Consider the following 22,028-nt stretch of genomic DNA (forward strand, 5'->3'; position numbering starts at 1 on the left):
GGACGTCACCGCGGGTTCCCATCCACTCCGGCCCCGGACCGTAGGGTCGCGGACACGATCGCGGCCATGTCGTCGGCGCTGGTGAACGCCGGCAGGGCGGAAGCCGCTGTGCGGGTCAACTCCTGGCACAGGTCGGCGGGGTTTCGGACGTAGGTGGTCAGGCCTGCGCCGGCGAGCACCTGCGCATTGGCTCGGCCGTGGCCGGGAAGCGGGCGATAGGTGATGGTGGGCAGACCCGCGGCCAGTGCCTGCTGGCAGGTGAGGCCACCAGCGTTCTCCACGATCAGGTCCACCGCCTGCATGAGGGTGGGCATGTCGTCGACCCAGCCCATGACGTGCCCGGGAAAGCCGGCCAGGCGCCGGCGCAGGCTGTCGTTTCGTCCGCATACCACCACTGGTGTGACACAGCCGGCGGCCAGTACCTCCCTGGCGGTACGGGCCACGTCGCCGGCACCCCAGGACCCGGCGACGATGAGCGCTAGTCTTCCCTTTTCGGGCAGCGTGAACTGGGCGCGGGCGGCGCGTCTGGTGGCATCCGTCGGTGGCCGGTAGCGGGCGGGTACAAGCGGGTCGACGAGTCGGACGTCCGGTGCGCCACGAACAGCGGCTTGCTGCTGGGTGGCCTCGTGGATCACGCAGTAGGTGTCGACGCCGGTCGCCATCCAGGTCGGGTGGATGACGAAGTCGGTGACATAGGTGACGACCGGTGTGCTCAGCCTCCCGCTGTGGCGCAGCGGGCCGAGGATCTGGTTGGCGAACGGGAACGTCGACACGACCAGGCCGGTGTCCGGCGGCATTTGCATCAGCATCCGCCGGCGGGCCGACCGTAAGGCGGACCTGATCATAGCCACCAGCGGTGGCGAACGGTCGGTGATCGTGAACAAGGCGTCGTAGCTGAGCGGGCACCAGCGCAACAGCGACCGGTAACCTTCGCGGATCATCCCGTGCAGGGGCTTGGGCAGGGACGTGAAGAAGTTGAGGTGGTGCACCTCGACGCCGTCGAGGGCGAGCCGGGCAGCCAGTTCAGCGGCGGCGGCGTCGTGGCCCGCGCCGATGTCGGCCGACACCACGACGATCCCTCCGCCGCCACACCGGCGATCCGGTGCAGGCCACGTTCCGGGAGGGATCCGGGCATGAGGATGCTCCCGCCACCCGTTGTTCACGGGCGCGGGTACCCGCTGTCACCGTCGTCACACCTGACCACCGACGCGGCCTGGGCGACTCCCCCCGTGGTCGTCCAGGCCGCGCCCCGAACCTGACCTCACCACCTACGGCGCACGGCCACGGATCCTCCCGACGAGGAGCCTGACAGCGTCCTGGTACTCCGGTTGCGTGTGATACGGCCAGTGGCGTTCCACTGCGGGCGGAACGGTGTCCGTCGGCTCCACGGTGACACCGCGGGGATCGCGCAGCCGCACGTCGACAGTTGCGGCCTCCCGAGGTACGCCAGGCGTGAGGTCGGGATGGTCGAAGATCGGCGCGCCGATCGGGTCGGTATCACGCCACAGGTTGCGCCACCGCCAGTCGATCCGCTCACCGAGCTCGCACAGCACCCGTTCGCCGAGGTAGGCCGGGTAGAGGCGGGCATAGATCCGGTACAGGGGGCTGCCGTGGGTCAGCAACGCGATCCGTGGCAGAGTCTCGGATGGCAGGTGCAGGACGGTGGCGGCGGCCAGTACCGAGCCGTGGCTGTGCCCGGAGATCACCACGGGCCCATGCGCGGCCAGTGCACAGACCCGCCGCGTCAGTTCGGGCACGGCCCGCGCCGCGTAGCAGGGCGGTGCGAACGGGTGCACCGTCCGGGGCCAGAACGTGCCCAGATCCCACAACACGCCGACGAGCCGGCGGGTCTCCGGCGACCGGTACGCGCGGTAGGCCAGGATCAGCAGTCCGACGACGATGAGGCTGATGATCCAGATACCGATGTCGGTGACATATGCGGTGAGCACGGCGAGGACGTCGTGGCGCCGATTGAGGCGGGCGGCGAGTTGTGTGGGGCCGATCCCGACGAGGTCGAGCGCCACGGTGGCGAGCCCGAGTGAGGAGACCACGAAGAACGCGACCAGGGTCGGCCCGAGTTCCTCGGTGACGAAGGAGCGGGCGACCGTGTCGCGGACCGCGGCCAGCCGCGGCGCCGCCGAAGCGGGCGCGTCGGGGTAGTCCCGCTCGACCACGCGTTGCGCGTACGCCCGACGACGGCGCCGGGCGGCGGGCAGGGTGAGGGCAATCGCCGCGGTGACGACGAGCAACGCGGCCAGCCCGGCGAGCGCGGCCCACCAGTACGCCACCGGTGGTTCCAGTGGGCCCAGCGCAGGTGGGCTGGGCCGGATCGGGTCGGGGATGCGGCCCCGGTCGAGATGGTCGGCGGTCCGGAACACCAACGTGGTGGTGTAGGCGGAGGTGACCGTGACCGACATCGCCGCCACCAGCGGCGTGCCGAGTCCGCGCAGCAGCGCGCGCGAGCCGGCCGGCCGGGTGTGCTGCCGCGCCAGCGTCACCGCGGCGATCAGGACCAGCAGCAGTCCCTGCGCGGTGACCAGGCCGGCGGCCGCGCCCTCGTAGCCGGGCATCTGCCCGGCCACCACCGGCACCTCCCGTCGGGACACGGCGTATCCGAGACTCGACACGGTGGCCACCGCGACGAGGATCCACAGCAGGCGTCGCAGCGGGCCGGCCCACCTCACGCTCACTGTCACCAGCAGCAGCGCCGCGCAGAACAGCACGAGTCCGCCGGTGAGGCCGAGCAGCGCGACGGCTACGCCGTTCCACCGATCGTGTGACACCGCGACGACCAGGCTGACGTAAACAGTGCCGGCGCCCAGCCCGACATGGATCTGACGCAGCCACGACGTCATCCGCTCGTCGTGCCAGATCCCCGGTGCGGCTAGGCTCCCGGTCGACTCCAGCACCCGCTCGTGTGGCGGGGCGGCCTCGAAGCCTTCGAAGGCACGCGCCGAGCGCGCGCCGACGGCCCAGAACACCCGCAACGCCAGCAGCGGCACCAATGCCAGCACCGCCAGGCGCGGGCCCATTGGCAACGCCGCCAGCCAGGACAGGTACGGCCGCCCCTGCCGGCACTCCACGTACGGCACGCACTGCCAGCCGGGCAGGTTCATGCTCACCCCGACCAGCGCGAGCGTGAACGCCACGGTCAGCGACCCGGCGAGCAGGCGACACAACCCGCCGAGCAGGCCGAACCGGTCCGCCAGGGTGGGGCGCAGCCAGACCGCGAGGTTGCCCAGCATGAACGGCAACAGCAGCAGCATGGACGCCGTCCGCACCGCCACCCCCGCGGTCAGGGCCCCCCACCGGTACGCCTCCACCACCACCCCGGCGGTGGCGCCGCCCGCCCGACCGAGTCCCTCCCGGACCCGGTAGAACCCGGCGTGCCGGTCCCCCGCCACCCGCACCACGATCGGATGATCGACGATGGTCTCCGCCGACGCGCCGGAGACCCCGTGAACACGCAGCTCGACAGCCTCGTCACCGGGCGCGCTCACCAGGACAGGGTCACAGAAGCTGCCACGGTGCCGCTGCCGAACACCGAACACCGAGAGCGGGGATTGAGCCGCGCCCGGGATGCGTTCACCGAAGTGGGTGATGGTCGACCTCATCCGGTCGGATCAGCCGTCAGCGCCCCACCTTCACGCAAGCGCAGGCGATCGGACGGGCCGTCGTTCACTGCCCGACAGGGCGGTAGCGGAGGTGTACGACGCCGTTTCGGAATCGGCGCTCGTCGAGGAGTTCGAGGTCGACGCGCATGCCGGACGGCAGGCCCGGCTTACCCCCGCCGACGACCACGGGCCAGACGAACAGCTGGCACTCGTCGACCAGCCCGGCCTCAAGAGCCTGCGCCGCGAGGTTTGCACCTCCAACGGTGAGATCGCTGCCGGCCGTGGCCTTCAGTTCGCGTACCGCGGCGAGGTCGAAGCGGCGTTCGAGTCGGGTGTCGGCGGTCGACACCGCGGCGAGGGTCGTGGAGTACACGACCTTTCCCGCTGCCTGCCAGGCGCTTGCGAAGTCGGCCATGAGGTCGGACTGCCCGGCCAGAGCGGCGTCGGTTTCCCAGACGGCCATCGCCTCGTACAGCCGCCGTCCGTAGAGGAACGTGCCCACGGACCGCAGGAGATCGGTGTAGACGACGAACACCTCGTCGTCCATCGGCAACCAGGCGAACGCGCCGCGTTCGTCCTCCATGTAGCCGTCGAGCGACACGTTGTTCACATAGATCAGCTTGGCCATGCCTTACCTCTCGATGGTCAACCGCAACAGCCTGGACGCACGGGCGCATCACCCAGCAGCCTCGTGGGCTGCCCCGCTCATTGACTACGAACACCCCTGCCCAGATCCGACACCTCCGGCCGACACCAACGGCGAACGGTGCACGCCCACCGCCGCGTGTGCCGGCCGGGGCGACCGCCGGGCGGCTGCGTACGCTGGTGGCGGAGGCGCTGAGGGAACCGTCGGCCCGGCAGACGATCAGCTGATCGTCGCCCCCGCCGGCCCGCGTACGACTCAGGACCTGACGGCGGAAGCCGGACTGTCGGCGGGACCGCCGCGCGGCTGACCAGGAGACCGGAGGAGCGCCCAGGCGCCGCGCACCGCGCGGACTCCGGCGACGTCCCGCCGGACAGGCCGCGGGAACCCGCGCCGTACGCACGGGTTCCCGCGGCCTGTCCCGGGTCCGCCGGGACTCGCCCTACCCCGCCCGCTGCGGGCCGACGACGGTCCAGCAGAGGCCGGCGGGGTCGCGCAACGTGACCTGGTGCGACGGGGCAGCCGGCGGCTCGACATGGGCGCCCGCGGCCACCGCCCGCCGCAGCACCGACTCGGGGTCCGTCCGCTCGATGGTCAACACCTCGTCACGGTTCGCGGCCACCGACGGGTCGCCCGCCTCCCACCACTCGCTCACGATCAGGCGATGACCGCCGACGGCCAATTCCGCGTGCACGACATGCCCGTCGAGCAGGCACTCCCGTTGGATGGCCACGGCGTCGAAGACGTCCGTGTAGAAGGCGATCGCCTCGCTCGTGTCGCTGACCGTCAGGTGCGGCCCCGTCCGCTGGTCCTGTGCCCGCATGAGACTGCTGCGTCCCTTCGCTACTCGGCGATCCGGGTCCGGCCGGTCCAGCGGAAGACCACCGGCTCGACCGTCGCGGCGGCGGCGCCCCGCTCGAAGTGCTCGTACCCGCCGTAGTACAGGATCTTGATCTTCTTCTCGGCCCTGGACACCCGACGGCTGCGCAGATCGGCCGGCAGGCCGGCCGGGCCGCCCTCCAGGACGACATCGATGACGCCGGCGGCGTCCCGGGCGACCGGATCAGCTTGCGAAACGTCCTTCATGGCACGACCTCCGTCGCATTCCGCACACCCCACGAGCCGCCGCAGGCGGGACGCGGTTCGGTCCACACAGGTCCAACGACACCCGTTGCCGGGTGAACGGACGCTCCGCGGTCGAACGTCCTTGTCCGGTGAGCGGCCACCCGTTCAGCTCCGAACGTAGTGCAGATCACATTTCGTGAGCACCCTTAGCGCACCCCTAGAAACGGCCCTGGGCAGCGACGATGCCGGCGGACCAGCCCGGTCGGGAGGCGGGCTCACTCCCAGCGGAAGAACCGCGTCGCCCCCAGGGCGGCGACGGCGGCCGTGACGGCCAGGGCGATCAGCTGCGGCAGCTCGGGGTCGGCCCCCGCCCACGCCGCGCCGATGGTGTCGACAGTCGCGCCGAGCGGCGAGTAGTCGGCCACGGCCGCCAGGGCACCCGGCATCCGGTCGCGGGGCAGCCAGGCGCCGGCCAGGAAGAGCAGCGGGAAGAACAGCGCGGGGCCGATCGACTGTGCCGCCCGGGCCGACGGCGCCAGCGCCGCGATCAGCAGGCCGACGGCGAACAGGCACGCGACCCCGAGGAGGAAGGCCAGTACGAACCCGGGCAGGTTGGCCGGCGCCGGCTGGTCCAGCAGGAACCGCACAGCGATCGAGGTGACCACCGCACCGAGCACGCCCATCACGAGGTTGACCACGACCTGGGCGACCAGCAGCAGCGCGGGCTGCACCGGGGTGGTCGCCAGACGGCGCAGGATCCGGCGTTCCCGGTAGATGCCCAGCGCCATCGGCAGGGTGAAGAGCGCGAGCATGCCGATGGTGAGAGCCAGCGCGAGCGACGGCAGGAACGTCTGCTCGGCGTGCTGGCCGGTGTCGGCGGCGGTACCGGCACGCTGCGGCAGGCCGAAGACGAGCATCAGGCCGATCGGCAGGGCGAAGACGAAGAACAACGACACGGGCTCCCGGAGGAACAGCTTCGTCTCGACGGCGATCAGCTTGGACAGGGCGCTCACGACGACCTCCCGTCGGTCGGGGACTGCGCGGCGGCCCGGCCGCCGCGGCCGGTCAGGGCGACGAAGGCGTCGTCGAGGGTGGGCTGCTCGACCCGCAGGTCCGTGTAGGTCGTCCCGCGCCCGTTGAGCACTGCCAGGACCGACTGGAGCACGTCCTTCGTGCCGGTCACCGTCACCTCCGCCCCGTAGCGGCTGACCCCGGTCACGTCGGGCGCGGCGAGCAGCAGGGCGTCCTCGACCGGCTCCGCCGGGCGGAAGTGCACCCGGTGCTCGCTGCCGACCCGGGCGAGCAGGCCAGCGGGGCTGTCGATGGCCACCATCCGCCCCTTGTCGATGATCGCGATCCGGTCACAGAGTCGTTGCGCCTCCTCCATGAAGTGGGTGACCAGCACGACGGTGACGCCGCGGTCGCGAATCCGCTCGACGAGATCCCAGGTGTCCCGGCGGCCCTGCGGGTCGAGGCCCGTGGTCAGCTCGTCGAGGATGGCGATCTCCGGCCTGCCCACCAGCGCCAGGGCCACCGACAGCCGCTGCTTCTGCCCGCCGGAGAGCTTCTGGAAGTAGGTGTTGCGCTGCTCGGCCAGGCCGAGGTCGGTCAGCAGCTCGTCGATGTCGGCCCGGTTGCGGTAGAAGGACCGGTACAGGTCCAGCGCCTCCCGCACCCGCACCTTGTCCGGCAGTTGGCTCTCCTGGAGCTGGGCGCCGACGCGCTGGCGCACCTCGGTGCGGTCGCGCACCGGGTCCAGCCCGAACACCCGGACGGTCCCGCCGTCGGGACGGCGCAACCCCTGCACGCATTCCACAGTGGTCGTCTTGCCGGCGCCGTTCGGGCCGAGGACGCCGAAGATCTCGCCCTGCTCGACGGTGAAGGAAACGTCGTCGACCGCGACCTTCTCGCCGTACCGCTTCTGCAGATGATCGACCTCGATGACCGGCATCCGGGATGGTCCTCCTTCATGTGCGGTTTGCCGCCGGGAAGGGCGGACCACTCGGCTGATCGCGGCGTCGGTCCGCGGCAACGGGCCGGACCCGGGCCGACCGACGCCCGACATCATCCGCGCAACCGATGCCCCGATCAACTGATCAGGTGACGAATCGGGGGTGTCGAGGCGGGAAACCATCCTCCACAGGGGTACCGCCCGGCGACAGGGGTGTCGCCCGGTCACGCCAGGTGTCCGGGCGTCCCGTCCGGGCGGGCGGCGGCTCCGGGCGGCTTCTCGCCCACGGATCCGGTGTGGCTCGTCACCGCCGTGCCGGGCAGAGCGGCAGCAGCTCGTCGAGCCGGGTCAGAACGACGTCCGGGCCGGCCGCGCGCAGCGTCTCCTCGTCGGACTCGCCCCACAGCGCGGCCACCGCCGTCACCCCGGCCGCCCGCGCGCTGGCCAGGTCGCTGGGCGCGTCGCCGACCATCAGCGCCTCCTCCGGCCGGGCCCCGAGCAGGTGCAGCGCCCGCCGTACGATATCGGGCGCGGGCTTCGGGCGGGGCACCTCGTCCGAGCCCACCACGTGGTCGACGAGCGGCAACAGGTCGAGCCGGCCGAGCAGGTCCCGGGCGCGTACACCGCTGCGGCCGGTGGCCACGGCGAGCCCGATCCCCCGCCGACGCAGGGTGCGCAGCAGCTCCGCCGCGCCGACGACCGGGCTGACCCGGTGTGCAAGGCGGTTGCTCTGCCGCACGAACGGCTCGGCGAGCGCCGCCGGCAGACCCATCAGCTCCAGCACCTCCGGCAGGTACCGGCCCGGGTGGCGGCAGTACTCGTCGACCGGGGCCAGGCCGTCGCCGACCACCTCGGCGTAGGCGAGGGCGAACGCCTCTCTGGCCACGGCGAGGCTGTCGACCAGCACCCCGTCGAGGTCGAACACCACCGCCCGGACACCGTCGGGTGCCGCCGTCGCCCTCGCGACCATCGATGTCACCTCCCCGCCCGCACGACCGCCACGGCCGGTAGGGGTGGCAGGCCGCGGAGACCCCCGACTACGGTCAGGACCGTTCTCCCGGCCCACCGGCGGCGCACTCGCCCGCCCGGATCCGGCGGTACCCCACGACCCTACCGGCGTCGCGGCCCCCGGCAGGGCTCGGACCGGGCCGCTGAGAGGATCGCACCATGCCGCTGCTGGGCTGGCTGACGAAGACAACCGACGAGCACCCGGACGCGATCCGGGTCGGCGGCCGGGCGGCGTCCTGGGTGGAGCTTCGCCGCCTTGCCACGGCGGTGGCCGACGAGCTGCGCGGCGTCGACCGGGTGGCGATCGAGGCCACCGCCACCCTGGAGACCGTGGTCGGCGTGGTGGGCGCGCTGACGGCCGGGGTTGCGGTCGTGCCGATCCCGCCGGACGCCGGGCCGATGGAGCGCGATCACATCCTGCGCGACTCGGACGCGACGGCGCTGCTGGCCCCGGCCGGCGCGGAACGCACCGTCGGTGACGCCGGCCGGCCCGTCGTACCCGTCGACCTGACCCGCCGGTCGGACACCGTCCACCCCGAGCCGGATCCGGCCTGCACCGCGGTGATCCTCTACACCAGCGGCACCACCGGCGCCCCGAAGGGCGCCGTGATCTCCCGCCGCGCGATCGCCGCCTGCCTCGACGGGCTGGCCGACGCCTGGGCATGGACGCCGGACGACCTGCTGGTGCACGGCCTGCCGCTGTTCCACGTGCACGGGCTGGTGCTCGGCGTGCTCGGACCACTGCGGCTGGGCGGCCGGCTGCACCACGTGGGCCGCCCCAGCCCCGACCGGTACGCCGCCGCCAACGGCACGATGTACTTCGGGGTGCCGACGGTGTGGTCCCGAATCGCCGCCGACCCGGACGCGGCCCGGGCGCTGCGTCCGGCGCGGCTGCTGGTCTCGGGCAGCGCGGCGCTGCCGGCGGCGGTCTTCGCCGACCTCGCCACCCTCACCGGTCACCGGGTCGTCGAGCGGTACGGGATGACCGAGACCCTGATCACTGTGAGCGCCCGGACGGACGGCCCACGCCGGCCCGGCACCGTCGGGCTGGCGCTGCCCGGGGTCCGTACGCGGCTGGTCGGCGACGACGGCACCCCGCTCCCGGCCGACGGGGCGGCGATGGGCGAGCTTCAGGTCACCGGCCCCACGCTGTTCGACGGCTACCTGAACCGTCCGGACGCCGACGCGGCGAGCCGTACCCCGGACGGTTGGTTCCGCACCGGGGACGTCGCCACCGTCGACCCGGACGGCTGGCACCGGATCGTCGGCCGGGCGTCGACCGACCTGATCAAGAGCGGTGGCTACCGGATCGGCGCCGGGGAGGTGGAGGACGCCCTGCTGACGCACCCGGGGGTCCGTGAGGCAGCCGTGGTGGGCACACCGCACCCCGACCTCGGTCAGCAGGTCACCGCGTACGTGGTGGGCGACGGGGTGGGCGAGGCCGAGCTGATCGACTTCGTGGCCCGGCGCCTTTCGGCGCACAAGCGACCACGCGAGGTGCGCCTGGTCGACGCCCTGCCCCGCAACGCCCTGGGCAAGGTGCAGAAGACGCGGCTCAGCGCCGACGGTTAGGACGCGACCGCCGGGATGCTGATCGCGGTGACCACCAGTCCCCGCTCGACCAGGAACCTGCCCGCGAACGCCCGCACCTCGGCCCCGCCGAGCACCGGACCGGGCACCAGCAGCCGGGCCTCGAACGTGCCGGCCGGGTCGAACACGATGTCCGCCTCGGAGAAGTCCAGCCACTGGCCGGTGAGCGGGAACCACGCCTTGTACACCGCCTCCTTGGCGCTGAACAACAGGCGGTCCCAGCAGACGGCGGGGCGGACCGCGCCCAGCGTGACGGTGCGCGACCGTTCGGCCGGCAGGGCGATCGCTCCGAGCACCCCGTCGGGCAGCGGGGCGTGCGGCTCGGCGTCCACCCCGAGGCTGGCGAACGCCGCCGTACGGCCGACGACCGCCGCCCGGTAGCCATCGCAGTGCGTCATACTGCCGACCACGCCGTCGGGCCAGAGCGGGGCACCGCGTGCGCCGGAGACGATCGGCGCCGGGGCGAGGCCCAGCTCGCCGAGAGCCAGCCGGGCGCAGTGCCGCACGGTGGTGAACTCCCGGCGTCGTTTCTCCACCGACCGTGCCACCAGCGCCTCCTCCTCGGGGAACAGGGTCACGCCGGCGGGATCGGTGAAGGACTCGGACACCGCCACGGTGGAGGGCAGGATCTGCTCGATCACGTTGGCCGATGGTAGGCGCTGCGGCACCCCTCGCCGCGGCGGGCCTCGGCGATAGGTGCACCATAGGGGTCGGGTACGGGTGCCGGCCTGCACGGGACAGGTGCCACTCTGAGCGCCGTCCCGGTCCTGCGGGCGGGGCACCTGGATTTGGGGCGGATGGACGCGGGAATGGCGATGCTCACTGGCAAAGTGGTGCGGTTCGACGAGGTGCGGGGCTACGGGTTCATCGCCCCGGACGACGGCAGCGACGACGTGTTCGTGCACGCGAACATGCTCGACGGCGACAAGTGGGCACTGACGCCCGGCGTCCCGGTCGAGTACGACGCGGTGGAGACCGAGCGCGGGCCCAAGGCCGTGCTGGTGCGGGTGTCCGGCGTCGCGGTCGGCGGCGGGCGCAGCAGGGACAGCGGGCAGGCCACGGGCGGCGCGGAGGACGACGAGGGCCTGTGCGACGTCCTCTCCGAGCGGGCCTTCTCCGCGGAGACCACCGAGGCGCTGGTGACCTCCGTGTCGGACCTGACCGGAGCGCAGATCGTGGCGGTACGTGCGAGGATGCTGGAGCTGGCCCGGCGGCACGGCTGGGTGGAGGGCTGACCGTGGCGGGGGCGGGTCACCGCTGCCCCCTGTCCGGCCGGCTCAGCCGCCGGCGATCAGCAGGGACTTCCTGATCCGCCCGAAGGCGCTGCGCGGCAACTCGTCGACGAAGTGCACCCGCCGGGGGCGCTGGCCCGCCGAGAGGTACCGGCCGACGTGGTCGATGAGCACCTGCGCGGTCACCCCCTCGGCGACGACGTAGGCGGTGACCTGCTCGCCGAGCGCGTGGTGCGGCGTGCCGACGACGGCGGCGTCGCGCACGCCGGGGTGGCTCAGCAACGCCTCCTCGATCTGCCCGGCGGGCATCCGCCGGCCCCGGCTGTGCACCACGTCGAGCCCGCGTCGCCCGATGATCCGGTACGTGCCGTCGGGGGCCACGCTGGCCAGGTCCCCGGTGGCGTGCCAGCGACCGGCGGCGAGGCTCCGCCCGCCGACGTACCCGCTGAACAGCATCGGCCCGCAGACGCTCAGCTCGCCCGCCGACTGGCCGTCGGCCGGCACCGGCCGGTCCTCGCGGTCCAGCACGCGCGTCTCGACGCCGGGCAGGGGGGTGCCGACAGCGCCCGGCACCGTACGGTCGCCGGGGCGCCCGGTCAGCGCGACGAGCGTCTCGGTGGTGCCGTAGGCCTGCACCGGCCGGTGCGAGGTGAGCAGTCGGAGCCGTTCGGCCACGGCGCGGGCCAGCGGGCCGTCCGCGGAAACGAGGATCCGCGCCGCGGACAGCGGCCGGGCCCGGTGGCCGTCCAGCGCTATCTTCGCCCACTGGTCGGGCGACGCCAGGTGCACGGAGCCGACCGGCCCGGTGCCGGCGTGGTCGAGGTGGACGAAACGGCTGCCGGCCCGCAGCGCGCCGAGCAGGCCGACGACCAGACCGTACGCCCGGAACAGCGGGGTGCCCTGGACGACCACGTCCTCCTCGCTCCAGTGCCACGCACGGGCCAGAAGGTCGAGGTCGGCGGCGATGGCGCGGCGCGAGATGCGCACCCCTCGTGGCGGCCCTGATGCGCCACCTGTGTAGAGGATGACGGCGTCGCTGCCCGGGGCGGGCTCGGGATGCCGCGTCGAGGCGTGTTCTCGCAGGTCGACCGGGATCGTGGACAGGCCGTCGGCCCCGGACGGGGCACGGCCGAGGATCACCGTCGCTCCGGACTGCCGCAGGATACGGCGGCGTTCGCGTTCGTCGGCGCCGGGAGGCAGCGGTACGAGCGGCGCCCCGGCGAGGAGGGCGCCGAGCATTCCGACCACCGCTTCCAGCGTCGGTGTGCCGTCGACCGCGACCGCGGTCGCGCCCCTGATCCGATCAGCGACGGCGGTGACGCAGCCCAGCAGGGCCTCGCTGGAGAGGGCTTCTCCGGCCACCGTGACCGCGTCGGCCCGATCCGCACCGAATCCACGCAGCACCGGCAGCAGCGTCATCTCCGCTATCCCCTGCGCGGGGCCGCAACGAGTCGCGGCGGCAGCTGGGACATCACGACGGCCACAGAACCCTTCAGGTCTCGGGCCTGCACGGCCCCATGTCCGGCTATCCAGACGGTGGAGACCGGGTGCCCCGAAATTAGGGCCGGGCTATCGTCGGGCACAACCCCTAGCCGCCGAGTCCGAATCCCCCTGTCCGGGCCTACTGGCCAGCTAGGACCGAATCCCGGCCGTCCTGACACAACGGCCGACCCGAGCGCTCACTCCGGCTCGGCGAACAATGCAGAGGCCGCATTTGTCCTCAGCGAGCGAAAATCGACCGTAAAACGTCCTCCTCGATGCCCGGCAGCTCGCCGTCACGGCTTTATCGCATTGACGTGTGCCGCATTAGATCAGCCTTCGGGCCGGATGGGACCGCAGGCCTCCGCAACCAACGGGACACTCGGATTCATAATTCTTTTTCATACATAATCGCAGAATCTCCCAAACGTCCGAATCGTGGCCCGCCGACGCCACCAAGCCTCGACCGCCGGCAGGGCCGGACAGGCATCGATCGCAGTTCCGGCATCAATGCCTTACATCGCAACAATCGAGCGCCTCCGGCAATTGCCGGAGCCCCGACCGGACCCCACGGCCCCGCCCCGGGGGCGGACGACACCTCCACAGCAGCTTCCGGCACCACGCCCGCCCGCGCCGGGATCGGCACGGGCGGGGTCACGAACGCCGAGTTCAACGACGATGACGCCCAGCTCGACGCCTCCGCACGCCGCGACCGCGGCAGCTTCGAACCCTGCGGCGAGAGCGACCGGTAACGCCCGGACGTCGGATTAGCACGGAAGAGCCCATTCGCCAATCAGCAGGCGGGCCGAATAAGCGGAACCATCGGCTCAGGAGAGCGCTCTGTCACGGTACGGGACCAGCCGGCGACTTTCCGTCGCCACCCCCGGTCGGGTCACCCGAGACAAGTAACCCATGTTTGCCCATCCTTTACACAACTCGGCTTGCCGCCCAATTGCCCAACTGCCATACTCCCACCATCAAGCAGGTCGATAGGAAGTGTCGACCCCGAGAGAGCTGGGGAATTATCGCCGACGCACACGGGAACACGGCTCGCAGCAGCCAACCGGTCAAGTCGGTCGATGGCGCACCGGCAAGGCTCGACACCAGTCGATCCTTGCCGATAATGGAATGGGTCAAGAATTGCCGGTCTCCAATTTGGTCGAGCTGTCGGGCCGCACCGGGCACCCGGCCCTCCCCCGGAGGGGGCGGTGATGGAGCTGACCGAGCGTTCGAGCCAGCTCGGCCTGCTGGAGCGCCGACTCGCAGACCTGCTCCGCGGCGGCACCTCGCCGACCGACCGGCCGGTGACCGTGCTGACCGGCCCGGTCGGCTCCGGCAAGACCGCGCTCTCACAGGCCTTCGCCCGGCGCGCCTGCGACGCCGGAGCACGGGTCATCGGCGCGAGCGCCTCCCGCGCGGAGCGCAGCGTACCGCTGGAGGTCGTCCGGCAGCTCGTCCGCGCGGTGCCGTCGTGCGCCGCGGACGCCCCCGACATCCGGGCCCGCCTCGCCCGGCTGCTGGACGCGGGCGCCCTCGCATGGAGCGACGCCGATCCGGCGGACGCGGAGAACGCCCGGCTCACCGCCGCCATCGGGCGCGCCCTGCTCGAACTGACCTCGCGGGGGCCGCTGGTCATCGTGGTGGACGACATCCACCACGCGGACGTGCCGTCGCTGCGCTGTCTCGATTACGTGGCCCGGCGGCTCTCCGGCCTATCCGTGCTGATGGTCCTGACGGAGGCGCCACGCACCCGGCCGTGGCAGGCGGACGTGCACGCCGAGATGCTGCAACCGGCGAAGCTGCACCGCATCCGCCTGCCGCTGCTCACCGCCGAGGGGACGTTCCAGCTGCTCGCCCAGCGGCTCGACATCCCGCTCGCCCGCAGCATCGCCGAGGAGAGCCACCGGATCAGCGGCGGGAATCCGCTCCTGGTGCACGCGCTCGCCGATGACCAGGCAGCCGCGCCACGGTCCGCCGGCGCCCCGGCGGTCGGCGAGTCGTTCCGGGAGGCCGTGCTGAGCTGCCTGTACCGCTGCGACCGCCTGGTGCTCAACGCCGCCCGGGTGCTCGCCGTGACCGGCGAGCCGCTGCACGGCAGCCTGCTGCCGCATCTCGTCGACGCCCGGTTGCACCCCGCGCTGGGCGCTGTCGACAAGTCGACCAGCGCGGGGCTGATCGACGAACAGGGGTTGCGCCATCCGGCGGTGACCCAGGCCGTGATCGACGGGATGACCGCCGAGGAACGCGTACGGCTGCATCTGGGAGCAGCCCGCCTGCTGCACGACGACGGCGCGCCCCCGGCCCGCATCGCGCCGCACCTGGTGGACATCGGCGAGCTGGCCGAACCCTGGATGGCGCAGACCCTGCTGGACGCCGGCGAGCAGGCGCTGCTCGACGGCGAGGTGGAGACCGCCCTGCGGTACCTGCGCCGGGCGCACCGCAGTGGCGTCGGCGAGTGTCTGCGGGCGCGGATCCGCTCCGCGCTGGCGCGCGCCGAGTGGCGACTCGACCCGCAGGCCACGATCCCCCACCTGGTCAGCGTCGCCACCGCCATCCGGGCCGGGCACCTCGGCAGCCAACAGGCCGCCGGTCCCATCCAGTACCTCCTCTGGCACGGTGAGATCGACAAGGCCGTCGACCTGGTCAGGCACCTCAGCGAGCGGTCGGATCCCGCAGATCCGCAGTCCGTGGCCGAGCTGCTCATCATCACCGGCTGGATCTCGACGCTCTATCCCGGGGTCATGGTCGACCGGCCCGCGCCCGCCGTGGCCGCGCGGGATCCGCTCACGCTGGCCCGGGTCAAGCACGGGCTCAGCGGAGTCATCCTGCTGTCCGGCGTGCTGGCCCGGGGTGACGCGGGCGTGGTCGAGCAGGCCGAGCGGACACTGTCGACCACCGGGCCGGACGACGAACCGCACATGTGGAGGGTCATCTGCGCCCTCATCGCCATGATCTACGCCGACCAGCTCGACCTGGCCGACGACTGGTGCGACCGGCTGGACCGCCACCTCGCCACCCCGCACCACCCCACCCCCTCGGCCACGCTCACCGCCCTGCGGGCCGCCGTCGCCGGCCGGCTCGGCGACCTCCCCCGCGCCGGCAAGCTGGCCGACGAGGCACTGGGGCAGCTCTCGCCGAAAGGCTGGGGGGTGGTGATCGGGATACCTCTCGCCGTCCGGATACGGGCGCTGACCTATATGGACCAGCTCGACACGGCGGCCGCCTGCCTTCAGGTGCCGGTGCCGCCGGCGATCTTCGAGACCCCGCTCGGGCTGCACTACCTGCACGCCCGCGGGACGCACGCCCTCGCCGCGGGAAGCCCCGAGGCCGCGCTGGCCGACTTCCAGCTCTGCGGGCAGCTGATGCAGCGGTGGCAGCTGGACTTCTCGGGCCTGGTGCCGTGGCGTACCGAGTCGGCTCGGGCACTGCTCCGGATGGGCCGCCGTCTGCAGGCGCGCAAGCTGGTGCGCGACGAGTTGGCCCGGCTGCGGCCCGTCCATGTCCGGTACCGGGCCGCGGCCCTGCGGGTTCTGGCCGCGACCGAGGAGGGACAGGAACGGATCCCGCACCTGCGCAGCGCCGTACGGCTGCTGCGGCAGTGCGGCGACCGGATGGAACTGGCGCACAACCTTGCCGACCTCGGTCACGCCTACGAGCAGGCCGGCGACCGGCGGCAGGCCCGCGCCGCGACCCGGTCGGCCCGGGCTCTCGCCGAGGAGTGCGGCATCCCGACGTTGTGGCCCAGCGCCCTGTCCACCAGGGACGGCGCCACCGGCAGCCGGGCGGATGCGGCGGTCCTGGTCCAGGGCCTGACGGACACCGAATCCAGGATGGCCACCCTGGCCGCCCAGGGTCACACCAATCGTGAGATCGCCGAGAAGCTCTTCCTGACGGTCAGCGCGATCGAACAGCGGATGACGCGCATCTACCGGAAGCTGGACGTCAACTCGCGCGGCGAACTCGCCGGACGGCTGCGGTTCGACCGCTCCGGCACGACGGTGCTGGATCCGCTGACGCGGGGCACGGACCCCCCGGGCGGCCGTCCGTCCGGCCCTCGGCCGCGCTGATCCCGGTCGGGCTTCCGCACGGAACAGCCGACGGGCGTCACGCGACCGTCACCCTCGCCGACCGTCGCGAAGAGTTCGCTCACCACCACTGTGGGTACCATCGGCGTGCGCCGGGAGTCGCGGTGTGGCACCATCGAGCCGTACGCCCCGGCACCAGCCGCTCACCGGCGTGTCGCCTCTCCCGGGCCGATCGGCTCCAACACCCATCACCCCGAACCGCGCAACCCCTAAATGCCTTCCGGGGCCCGCAGGTTTGGATGCGAAACGATGGGGTCTCACGCCCGTTGTCGCACCATCATGCCGGTGCCAGACTCGCCTCGACACGCGGACCGTACGGCGAGAAGACCGGTCCGACGAAGGATTTCAGGTCCACCCGGCGTGGCCGCCCGGCGCGCTCCACCCCTACCCGTCGAGACGCGGGCGGAGGGGCGGCTGTCTCCGGCAGGGGTGGCGGTGTCGGGCCGCACCGGCGTTTCCAGGCCCGCGCCGCGTACAAGGAGGGCTTACGCGCAGGTGTTGGTTCAGCAAGAGGAACAGATCACCCGTCTGCGGCGCGTGTTCCACGCGTGCGAAGAGCAGCAGCGCGGACACGTCGCGCTGGTCACCGGTGCCGTGGGCAGCGGCAAGACCAGCCTGCTGGAGTCGTTCGGCGAGTGGACGGCCGGCTCCCGCGGGCAGGTGATGAGCGCGACCGGCTCGCGGGCGGAGCGCGGTCTCCACCTGGGAGTCGTCGGGCAGCTGTTCCACAGTGCACGACTCGCCCCGGAGGCCGCCGCCCACGTCGGGAAGCTGCTGCGCGACGCCACCTCCGCGGTGCCGTTGCCCGAAGTCGGCGGCGAGGCGTCTGACGTAGACCGGGCCTGGGCACCCCTGCTGCACGGCCTCTTCACCACCCTGATCGACCTGACGGCCAACGGGCCCCTGGTCCTCCTCGTCGACGACGTGCACCACGCGGACCCGGCCTCGCTGCACTGCCTGCTCTACGTGACCCGGCGGCTGCGCCACGCCCGGATCATGGTCGTGTTCGCGGAGGCGTCGACGCTGCGCCCGCCGCACCAGCTGTTCCGCGCCGAGCTGCTCAGCCAGCCGCACTTCTCCCGGATCGGCCTGCCACCACTGACCGTCGACGCCGTCGCCCGGCTGGTCGAGGGCGCCGTCGACGACGCCGACACCCGCAGGACCGCGGAACACTACGTACGGATGACCGGAGGCAATCCACTGCTCACCCGGGCGCTGCTCGACGAACGGGCCGGTGGCGGGGGCAGCGACCACGACCTTCCGTCCGTCGGTGACGCGTTCGACCAGGCCGTGCTCGGGTGCCTCTACCGCCACGAGCCCGGGGTACGCCGAGTGGCCCAGGCGCTCGCCGTGCTCGACCGGCCCGCGTCGGCCGAACTGCTCGGCCACCTCCTCGACGTGATGCCCGCGACCACGGTCCCGGCGGTGCGGGTGTTGCGTACCTCGGGTCTGATGGAGTCCGACCAGCTACGCCACTCGCGTATCCTGCACTCGATCCTCGCTGACATGTCGGCCGACGAGCGGCGCGCCCTGCACCAGCGGGCCGCCGAGGTGCTGCACGACCGCGGCGCCGAGGCGAGCGTGGTAGCCGAGCACCTCGTGGCCGCCGGTGCGACGGTGGCCGGCTGGCGGGTGCCGGTGCTCCAGGACGCCGCCGGTCACGCGCTCTCGTCCGGCCGGCCCGACGTCGCGGCGGCCTGCCTGCGGCTGCTCGCCAGCGCGCCGGTGGACGAGCGGCAACGCACCGCCACCACCGAGATGCTGGTGAATGCCCGCTGGCAGCTAAACCCGTTGACGGTGAACGGGCAGCTGACGGAGCTGGTGCAGACGGCGCGCGCCGCCGGCTGGTCCACCGATGCGAGCCTCTCCGCCGTGCCGTACCTGCTCTGGCAGGGCCGCGTCGACGAGGCTGCCGAGGCCGTCAGCGGCTTCTCGGCGGACGAGGAGCAGGCTCCGGCCACCCCGCCCGGCCGCCTGCGGATCATGCAGCTTCTGGTCTCCCTCTCCCACCCGGACCACCTGGCGAGCGTACGGCAGACGCCGGCCACCTGGAGCCGCGCGGCCGGCGCCCCGACCACCGTCAGCCCGCTCCTGCAGGCGGTCACGGTGCTCGGCACCGCGCTGACGCCGACCGCCGACAACGACACGGCGCCGACCGCCGAGCAGATCCTGCAGCGCCACCACACGGACGACGGCGCCCTCGGCCTGCTGACCGCGCCCCTGCTGGCGCTGCTCTGGGCCGGCCGGTCGGACCGGGCCGTGGTCTGGGGCGACGTGCTGCTCGACCGGCCGGTGGTTCAGCACGCGCCGGGCTGGCGGGCGGTGATCCGGGCGATCCGGGCGGAGGCGGCCCTGCGCGTCGGCGATCTGCCCGGTGCCGAGCACCACGCCCGCGCGGCCCTGGAGGACATGCCAGCCCCCGCCTGGGGAGTGGCGATCGCCGGACCGCTGTCCACCCTGATCGCGTCCGCGACGGAGTCGGGCCGGTTCGCCGAGGCCGACCGGTGGCTGGCCCACCCGACCCCGCCCGGCATCTTCCGCACCCCATTGGGCCTGCACTACCTGGCCGCACGCGGCCGGCACCACCTGGCCGTACGCCGGCCGCACGCCGCCACCACCGACCTGCGGCGCTGCGGCGAGCTGATGCGCACGTGGGGGATCGACGCGGCCGGACTGGTGCCGTGGCGGCTGGAGCTGGCCCGGGTGCAGCTCAGCGTCGGCAACAAGACGCAGGCCATGCAGCTCCTGCAGGAGCAACTGCGGGTGCCGCACGGGGTCGACGACCGGACCCGGGGCCGTACGCTGCGCCTGCTCGCCACCACCGCCGCCCAGGACCACCGGCGCAAGCTGCTCTCCGAAGCGGTCAACCTGCTCCAGTCCAGCGGCGACCGGTTGGAGCTCGTCCGTGCCCTCGGCGACACCGGTCAGACGCTGCAGCGCGCCGGAGACTCCGCCCGCGCCCGGCTGCTCGTCCGCCGCGCCTACCAGCTCGCGCAGGACTGCGGGGCGTCGGTGCTGGCTCAGCGGCTGATCCGCCGGGAGCCGGGCAGTGGACTGCCGGCGTACCCGGCCGCCGCCGAACTCCAGGAACCGGACGACGGGCTGAGCGACGCCGAGCGGCGCGTTGCCGCGCTGGCCGCACACGGCCACACCAACCGCCAGATCTCCAGCAAGCTCTTCATCACGGTGAGCACTGTCGAGCAGCACCTGACCCGGGTCTACCGCAAGCTCGACGTGAAGCGCCGGACCGACCTGCCGTCCCGGCTCGTCGTGTATGCCGAGACGCTGGCCGACGAGGCACAGAGCGCCACGTCCTGACGGCTGTCGCAGGGGCGCGGTGACCACCGGCCCCCTGCGACACGGGGCGAAAGCGAGGGCCCGAACCGCAGGTGCGGTTCGGGCCCTCGGCGGATCGCGTCCGGGCGGTCAGTCCATGGCGCGGCGCATGAAGCCACGCATGCCGATCGCCGAGAACACCACGAAGACCCCGGTGAGGACACACATGCACAGCCAGAGCGGCAGCGACTCGACCCCCGGCGGGCCGACGAGCGACCGGGTCGCCTCGCTGATGTAGGTCAGCGGGTTCAGCGAACAGATCACCTGATACCAGCGCAGCGAGTCCAGGCCGAGCAGCGGGAACTGGGTGGCGCCGGTGAACATGATCGGGGTCATCACCACGGTGAACATGATTTGGATGTGCTGCGTGGGCACCAGGGTGCCGAAGGCGAGACCGACCGCCGCGCCGACCAGCGCGCCGATCGCCAACACCCCGACCACCTTGAGCACCACCGCCCAGGGCCAGGTGACGCCGAGCATGAGCATGCCGACCGGGATCAGCACCACACCGGCGATCAGGCCACGGATGCCCCCGAAAACGATCTTCTCCAGCGCCACCAGCGGGGTCGCCATGGGCGCCAGGAGGCGGTCCTCGATCTCCCGGGTGAAGGAGAAGTCCATCATCATCGGCAGCGCGGTGTTCTCCAGGCCGATCAGGAAGGCGTTCAGCGCGATGACGCCGGGCAGCAGCACGTTGGAGAAGTCGTCGCTGGCGTAGCCCAGGTCGCTGAGCACCTTGCCGAAGATCAGCAGCATGAACAGCGGCTGGATGAAGACCTGGAGCAGGAAGCCGATCAGCTCCCGGCCGGTGACGAACAGGTCCCGCGAGAGCACCGCGCGGAAGGTGGCGAGCTGGTCCAGCGCGCGCACCGGCGGCGGCGCCGCGGGCGGTGACGGCGCGGACGGGGGGGCGGGGGCGGTGACGCTCACCGAAGTTCCCTTCCGGTCAGGTGGATGAAGACATCTTCCAGACTGGGCTGGCCGATGTTGAGGTCACGAACCTCGCAACCCAGGTCGGCGAGGATCTTCATCGCCATCGGGATGGCGTTGGCCGGCTGACCGCTGGTGTAGACCCGGAAGGACAGGGGGGCGTCCGAGTCGGCGGGCGCGTCCGGGACCGGGGCGGGCATCGGCATCGCCGGCATGCCGGGAAACGCCGGCGCGGCGACGGGCACCTTCGCGGTCATCTTGAAGTGTTCCACCTGCTCCACGTCGGGGATCGCGTCGAGCGCGGCCCGCACCTCCTCGGCGGAGGCGCCGGGGGTCACCACGAGGGTCAGGGTGCTGCTGCCCGGCAGCGTACGGGTCAGCGCGGACGGCGTGTCCATGGTGAGCAGCTTGCCGTGGTCGACGATGCCGACCCGGTCGCAGAGCTTCTCCGCCTCGTCCATGTCGTGCGTGGTGACCACCACTGTCACGCCGTCCCGTTTCAGCTCGGCGATCCGGTCGTGCACGAAGAGCCGGGACTGCGGGTCGAGGCCCGCCGACGGCTCGTCGAGGAAGAGCACCCGGGGCGAGTGCATCAGCGCGCGGGCGATCATCGTCCGCTGGGCGAGGCCGCCCGACAGGAAGTCGGTGCGGTGGTTCGCGAAGTCCTTGAGCCCCATCTGGTCCAGCAGCTCGTCCGCCCGCCGGATGCGCTGCGCCCGGGGCACCCGGTGGTAGGCCGCGTGGAACAACAGGTTCTGCCGGACGGTCAGCGCCCGGTCCAGGTTCACCCGCTGCGGTACGACCGCCAGCAACTGCCGGGCGGCGGCGGGCGAGCCGATCACGTCCGCGCCGCACACCCGGGCCCGGCCCGAGGTGGCCCGCACCCGTGTGGTCAGCACCCCGATCGTCGTCGTCTTGCCCGCACCGTTCGGCCCGAGCAGGCCGAAGACCTCACCGGCGGCGACGGAGAAACTCAGCCCGTCCACCGCCGGTGGCATGTTGGGCTGGTACCGCTTGACCAGCTCCGTGACCACCACTGCCTCGTCCACGTCGTCATGCTCCGTCCTGGAACGTCGGTCCGATAGATGTATGTGT

The 22,028-nt window shown here is 72.5% G+C and carries 16 protein-coding genes; 4 read left to right on the forward strand and 12 right to left on the reverse strand.

The features are described 5' to 3' along the window. Positions 1 to 5: 5 nt before the first annotated feature. The 8 genes from DQE82_RS15855 to DQE82_RS15890 all read right to left on the reverse strand — a co-directional run bounded on the left by DQE82_RS15855 (position 6) and on the right by DQE82_RS15890 (position 8,243). Positions 6 to 1,127: a glycosyltransferase gene (locus DQE82_RS15855; RefSeq protein WP_370446797.1), complete on the reverse strand. Its 1,122-nt coding sequence runs from the start codon at positions 1,125 to 1,127 to the stop codon at positions 6 to 8. Between the two features lie 141 nt (positions 1,128 to 1,268). Next, on the reverse strand, positions 1,269 to 3,500 hold the full coding sequence (locus tag DQE82_RS15860) for a hypothetical protein (RefSeq protein ID WP_233514682.1): 2,232 nt from the start codon (positions 3,498 to 3,500) through the stop codon (positions 1,269 to 1,271). Positions 3,501 to 3,678: 178 nt separating this feature from the next. Then, a complete protein-coding gene (locus DQE82_RS15865) occupies positions 3,679 to 4,242 on the reverse strand; it encodes a dihydrofolate reductase family protein (RefSeq protein ID WP_113973082.1) in 564 nt (187 codons plus the stop codon). Positions 4,243 to 4,699: 457 nt separating this feature from the next. Beyond that, positions 4,700 to 5,080 carry a glyoxalase/bleomycin resistance/extradiol dioxygenase family protein gene (locus DQE82_RS15870; RefSeq protein ID WP_064445437.1) on the reverse strand — a complete coding sequence of 127 codons (381 nt, stop codon included), beginning with the start codon at positions 5,078 to 5,080 and terminating at the stop codon, positions 4,700 to 4,702. A gap of 20 nt (positions 5,081 to 5,100) precedes the next feature. After that, positions 5,101 to 5,343, reverse strand: a complete 243-nt coding sequence (locus tag DQE82_RS15875) for a DUF5988 family protein (RefSeq protein ID WP_104112198.1) — start codon at positions 5,341 to 5,343, stop codon at positions 5,101 to 5,103. Positions 5,344 to 5,597: 254 nt separating this feature from the next. Continuing rightward, positions 5,598 to 6,335 (reverse strand): ABC transporter permease, encoded by a 738-nt coding sequence (locus DQE82_RS15880; RefSeq protein ID WP_043322827.1) that lies wholly within the window; start codon positions 6,333 to 6,335, stop codon positions 5,598 to 5,600. Beyond that, positions 6,332 to 7,273: an ABC transporter ATP-binding protein gene (locus DQE82_RS15885; protein ID WP_043322824.1), complete on the reverse strand. Its 942-nt coding sequence runs from the start codon at positions 7,271 to 7,273 to the stop codon at positions 6,332 to 6,334. Before DQE82_RS15885 ends, DQE82_RS15880 begins: the two co-directional genes overlap by 4 nt. A gap of 304 nt (positions 7,274 to 7,577) precedes the next feature. Further along, entirely contained in the window at positions 7,578 to 8,243 is a 666-nt protein-coding gene (locus DQE82_RS15890) for an HAD-IA family hydrolase (protein ID WP_043322821.1), read from the reverse strand. 197 nt (positions 8,244 to 8,440) lie between these two features. On the opposite strand from DQE82_RS15890, the gene DQE82_RS15895 reads away from it, so the two are divergent. Then, on the forward strand, positions 8,441 to 9,853 hold the full coding sequence (locus DQE82_RS15895; protein ID WP_113973083.1) for an acyl-CoA synthetase: 1,413 nt from the start codon (positions 8,441 to 8,443) through the stop codon (positions 9,851 to 9,853). Here the strand turns inward: DQE82_RS15895 and DQE82_RS15900 are convergent. After that, entirely contained in the window at positions 9,850 to 10,512 is a 663-nt protein-coding gene (locus tag DQE82_RS15900; RefSeq protein WP_043322816.1) for a 4'-phosphopantetheinyl transferase, read from the reverse strand. The genes DQE82_RS15895 and DQE82_RS15900 overlap by 4 nt on opposite strands. A 156-nt stretch (positions 10,513 to 10,668) precedes the next feature. On the opposite strand from DQE82_RS15900, the gene DQE82_RS15905 reads away from it, so the two are divergent. Continuing rightward, positions 10,669 to 11,106, forward strand: coding sequence for a cold-shock protein (locus tag DQE82_RS15905; RefSeq protein ID WP_064445434.1), 438 nt, complete (start codon positions 10,669 to 10,671; stop codon positions 11,104 to 11,106). Positions 11,107 to 11,148: 42 nt separating this feature from the next. Here DQE82_RS15905 and DQE82_RS15910 read toward each other — a convergent pair whose 3' ends face one another. Further along, positions 11,149 to 12,522, reverse strand: a complete 1,374-nt coding sequence (locus DQE82_RS15910; protein ID WP_069088287.1) for an AMP-binding protein — start codon at positions 12,520 to 12,522, stop codon at positions 11,149 to 11,151. A 1,271-nt stretch (positions 12,523 to 13,793) separates the two neighbouring features. Between DQE82_RS15910 and DQE82_RS15915 the strand changes: the two genes are divergently transcribed. Both DQE82_RS15915 and DQE82_RS31380 read left to right on the forward strand, forming a co-directional pair. Beyond that, a complete protein-coding gene (locus tag DQE82_RS15915; protein WP_113973084.1) occupies positions 13,794 to 16,649 on the forward strand; it encodes an AAA family ATPase in 2,856 nt (951 codons plus the stop codon). 513 nt (positions 16,650 to 17,162) lie between these two features. Beyond that, positions 17,163 to 19,985, forward strand: a complete 2,823-nt coding sequence (locus DQE82_RS31380; protein ID WP_043322809.1) for a LuxR family transcriptional regulator — start codon at positions 17,163 to 17,165, stop codon at positions 19,983 to 19,985. Positions 19,986 to 20,093: 108 nt separating this feature from the next. Here DQE82_RS31380 and DQE82_RS15925 read toward each other — a convergent pair whose 3' ends face one another. Together DQE82_RS15925 and DQE82_RS15930 are read right to left on the reverse strand one after the other, a co-directional pair. Continuing rightward, complete coding sequence (locus DQE82_RS15925; RefSeq protein ID WP_043322806.1) at positions 20,094 to 20,933, reverse strand: ABC transporter permease; 840 nt, start codon at positions 20,931 to 20,933, stop codon at positions 20,094 to 20,096. After that, a complete protein-coding gene (locus DQE82_RS15930; protein ID WP_030498869.1) occupies positions 20,930 to 21,982 on the reverse strand; it encodes an ABC transporter ATP-binding protein in 1,053 nt (350 codons plus the stop codon). The genes DQE82_RS15925 and DQE82_RS15930 overlap by 4 nt, the downstream gene beginning before the upstream one ends. Positions 21,983 to 22,028 lie beyond the last annotated feature (46 nt).

Origin of the sequence: Micromonospora sp. LHW51205 (genome assembly GCF_003315815.1) — a bacterium.
Lineage (GTDB): Bacteria > Actinomycetota > Actinomycetes > Mycobacteriales > Micromonosporaceae > Micromonospora > Micromonospora chalcea.